At 50.7% G+C, this 3,661-nt stretch carries 4 protein-coding genes and 2 tRNA genes; 5 read left to right on the forward strand and 1 reads right to left on the reverse strand.

Going from position 1 to position 3,661, the window contains the following annotated elements:
• Nucleotides 1–164, reverse strand: a 164-nt coding sequence (locus ACYCZJ_RS16365; RefSeq protein ID WP_461555293.1) for a TrmH family RNA methyltransferase, incomplete at its 3' end; no start/stop codon positions are given.
• A 53-nt stretch (nt 165–217) separates the two neighbouring features.
• On the opposite strand from ACYCZJ_RS16365, the gene ACYCZJ_RS16370 reads away from it, so the two are divergent.
• From ACYCZJ_RS16370 to ACYCZJ_RS16390, 5 genes are all read left to right on the forward strand, one after another.
• Entirely contained in the window at nt 218–1,012 is a 795-nt protein-coding gene (locus ACYCZJ_RS16370) for an inositol monophosphatase family protein (RefSeq protein ID WP_461555290.1), read from the forward strand.
• Nucleotides 1,013–1,085: 73 nt separating this feature from the next.
• Nucleotides 1,086–2,312, forward strand: a complete 1,227-nt coding sequence (locus ACYCZJ_RS16375) for an aspartate kinase (RefSeq protein WP_461555291.1) — start codon at nt 1,086–1,088, stop codon at nt 2,310–2,312.
• 48 nt (nt 2,313–2,360) lie between these two features.
• Nucleotides 2,361–2,453 (forward strand) — tRNA-Ser (locus ACYCZJ_RS16380).
• A 30-nt stretch (nt 2,454–2,483) separates the two neighbouring features.
• A tRNA-Arg gene (locus tag ACYCZJ_RS16385) sits at nt 2,484–2,560 on the forward strand.
• Between the two features lie 187 nt (nt 2,561–2,747).
• Nucleotides 2,748–3,661: hypothetical protein (locus tag ACYCZJ_RS16390; protein WP_461555292.1), on the forward strand; the 914-nt coding region annotated here is incomplete at its 3' end.

The raw sequence follows: 3,661 nt of genomic DNA on the forward strand, positions 1-3,661 counted from the left end.
GACATGGCATGGGCAACCGGATCAGGGAACAGCTTGGGGTTCACCAAGCGCAAGTCGCTCAGCCCCATGGTTTTCATCGCCCGTGCCGCCGAGCCGATATTGCCGGGATGACTGGTATGACTCAGTACAATTCGTACATTATTAAGCAAAAAAGTTTTATTCAACGCGCACTTACCTTTAAAATGGAGGCTGTTTCCACGCTCATTGACATATCAACATGCATCCCATGCTCACCACCGCGGTGAAAGCCGCCCGGCGCGCCGCCGCTATTATCAACCGCGCGTCTCTGGATATTGACGCACTCACGGTCAAACACAAAAATCACAATGATTACGTTTCAGAGGTGGATCGCGCTGCCGAACAAGCCATTATTGACATATTGCTGGCTGCCTATCCAAGCCACTCGATTTTAGCAGAAGAGAGCGGCGCGCAAGGCGATTCCGAATTTCAATGGGTGATCGATCCACTGGATGGTACAACCAATTTCCTGCATGGATTTCCTCAATATTCAGTATCTATAGCCCTGCTGCATAAAGGCCAACTGAATCAGGCCGTGATCTACGATCCCAGCCGCAATGACCTGTTTACTGCTTCGCGCGGCCAGGGAGCCTATCTGAACGACCGTCGCATCCGTGTATCCAATCGATTGAAACTTGCGGACTCCCTGATTGGCACCGGCTTTCCATATCGTGATTTCAGCCATCTGGACGCCTATATGGCCATGTTCCGAGACATGCTGCAAAAAACCTCCGGCGTACGACGGCCAGGCTCTGCGGCGCTGGATCTGGCCTACGTCGCTGCAGGACGACTGGACGGATTTTGGGAAATTGGCCTGAACAAATGGGACATTGCCGCCGGCTGCCTGCTTATTCAGGAAGCTGGTGGCCTGGTGGGGGATTTCAATGGGGACGATAGCTATATCGACACCGGCAATGTAGTCGCGGGTAATCCAAAGATTTTTGCCCAGTTACTGCAAACCCTGGCGCCTCACCTGACCACGGCATTAAAGTAAAACTCGACGGCGCTGCCTCGTTATTTTGACTGCGCTGGGATAGAATTTAATTTTTTGAATCAGAAAAGAATAAATGGCACTCATCATACAAAAATACGGTGGCACCTCAGTCGGTAGCGTCGAACGCATCAAACAAGTAGCCGAACGCGTCGCCAAATTCAAAATGCTCGGACACCAGGTCGTGGTGGTGTTGTCCGCCATGAGTGGGGAAACCAATCGACTGATCAAATTGGCACACGATGTGCAATCGCAGCCCGATGCACGCGAACTGGACGTATTGGTCTCTACCGGTGAGCAAGTCACAATTGCCCTGCTCGCCATGGCGCTCAAGGATCTGGGCCTGAAAGCCAAAAGCTATACCGGTGCCCAGGTACGCATCCTTACCGACAACGCCCATACCAAGGCACGTATCCTGAATATTGACGAACAGCACCTGCGCACTGATCTTCAGGCAGGCAATGTCATCGTCGTGGCGGGTTTCCAGGGCGTTGATGAGCACGGCAATATCACGACGCTGGGGCGAGGTGGCTCAGACACTACTGGCGTGGCGCTGGCTGCCGCGTTGAAGGCCGATGAATGCCATATCTACACCGATGTCGATGGCGTATACACGACGGATCCGCGCATCGTGCCAGAAGCGCGGCGCCTCAAGACGATCACTTTTGAAGAGATGCTGGAAATGGCCAGCCTGGGGTCGAAAGTACTGCAAATTCGCTCAGTCGAGTTCGCCGGCAAATATAAAGTCAAATTACGCGTACTATCCAGCTTTCAGGATGAAGGCGAAGGTACACTCATCACATTCGAGGAAGATGACAACATGGAACAAGCCATTATCTCCGGCATCGCCTTCAACCGCGACGAAGCCAAAATTACCGTGCTTGGCGTGCCAGACACCCCTGGCGTTGCGTATCAAATCCTGGGGCCTGTTGCAGACGCAAACATTGATGTTGACATGATCATCCAGAACGTAGGCGCTAACAACACCACGGATTTCACTTTCACCGTACATCGCAATGACTATGCACGCACTTTGCAAATGCTGCGAGACATGCAGGCGAAAATCGGCGCGCGTGAAGTGATCGGTGACGACAAAATTGCCAAGGTCTCCATCGTCGGTGTTGGCATGCGCTCGCATGTAGGCATTGCCAGCAGCATGTTCAAAAGCCTGGCCGAAGAAAGCATCAACATCCAGATGATCTCCACATCCGAGATCAAGATTTCTGTCGTCATCGACGAAAAATATCTGGAACTGGCCGTGCGCGTTCTGCACAAAGCTTTCGGGTTGGAAAAAGCCGCATAAATTTGACCGGTAGCGCGCAAGAAGCTATCATTGCGCGCTGTCTCAAACGGAGAGATGGCCGAGTGGTCGAAGGTACTCCCCTGCTAAGGGAGCGTAGGGTTTATAGCCTTACCGAGGGTTCGAATCCCTCTCTCTCCGCCAGAATTTATGTTAGAATTTCACACTTTCAAAGCGCCCGTAGCTCAGCTGGATAGAGTACTTGGCTACGAACCAAGGGGTCGGGGGTTCGAATCTCTCCGGGCGCACCATACGCAACATGCAGTTAGGCCAATCTTCGGATTGGCCTTTTTGCATTATAGGTCTTCGGGGGAACGATAGGGGGAACAGCCCCGGCTTCTTCAAAAAAAAAAACCAATTCTTGGCATGATTTTCAGTGGGTGGTGCAATAATAGCGCGCAGTGCATCTGCCTCGCCACTATCTAAATAGAGTGACCCATGAGCCTTTACACTCAGCTACAAAATGCGCGCAGCGAAGAAGACGTTAAAGACGCATATATCAAAGCACTGAACTTAAAAAGCTTCACCAAAGGTTTGATTGATATTCAAACCAAGGAAATCTGGTTTGAAGCCAAAGACACAGGCAAGCACTCCAGCTATGCCATGTTCACGCAATTGCTGCATTACGTCCAAGTAGCATTGAACGTTGGTGAAACAATTCCGCCTTTTTTGGCAGTGGTAGACACTGAAAAAGCTGCGCTGATGAAGACAGCCGACGTACTGCCTTTCCTAGCCAAAAAGACAGTAAAATGGGGTAAATCGGCCAGTCAATATACCCTAGAAGCATTAGCAGAAATCTCCGCCCATATCGGGACACATTTTGTCTCATTCAACATTTCCAAACATGCAGACGAGTTCATCAGCACCGTTAAAATCGCCATCAAATCTGGCGACATTATCCGTACCCAGATTACTCCCGACAACCTCAAACAAGTCTTTGATAAATGGGTAGACCTGGTGGGTTGCGAAATCATCGGTGTAAACGAGGAAGACTACGCACTACTGTTTTTTGCTGATGTGATGCACGATGGCACGGTATCCACTCACTTCAACCTACCCGCCGAATTGCTGCACAAAAATAACGCGCCTGTATTTAGCTTGGCAGGGCATATATATGAGTTGGGAAATAAAGAAGGCTACCGCCGCTTTTGGTCGATATATCACAAACCTCCCAAGGTTGAATATCGTGATTACTTGCTCGAACGCCGTGACAGTCTGATTCCATTAGGGAAACTCTGCAAAACCCCCACTTTCGCGCCCCGCACCCGAACCCATTGTGTCAACATTGAGCCCATGAAACAAACCACCCTGAACCTAGACCTCAGTCTCAAGCGCACGCGCAAGCGTGAATT

Source organism: Sulfuriferula sp. (assembly GCF_054605375.1).

Excerpts from the sequence above, each read along its gene's own strand:
- ACYCZJ_RS16370 (WP_461555290.1), top strand. The coding sequence starts at position 218 with ATGCATCCCATGCTCACCACCGCGGTGAAAGCCGCCCGGCGCGCCGCC.
- ACYCZJ_RS16375 (WP_461555291.1), top strand. The coding sequence starts at position 1,086 with ATGGCACTCATCATACAAAAATACGGTGGCACCTCAGTCGGTAGCGTC.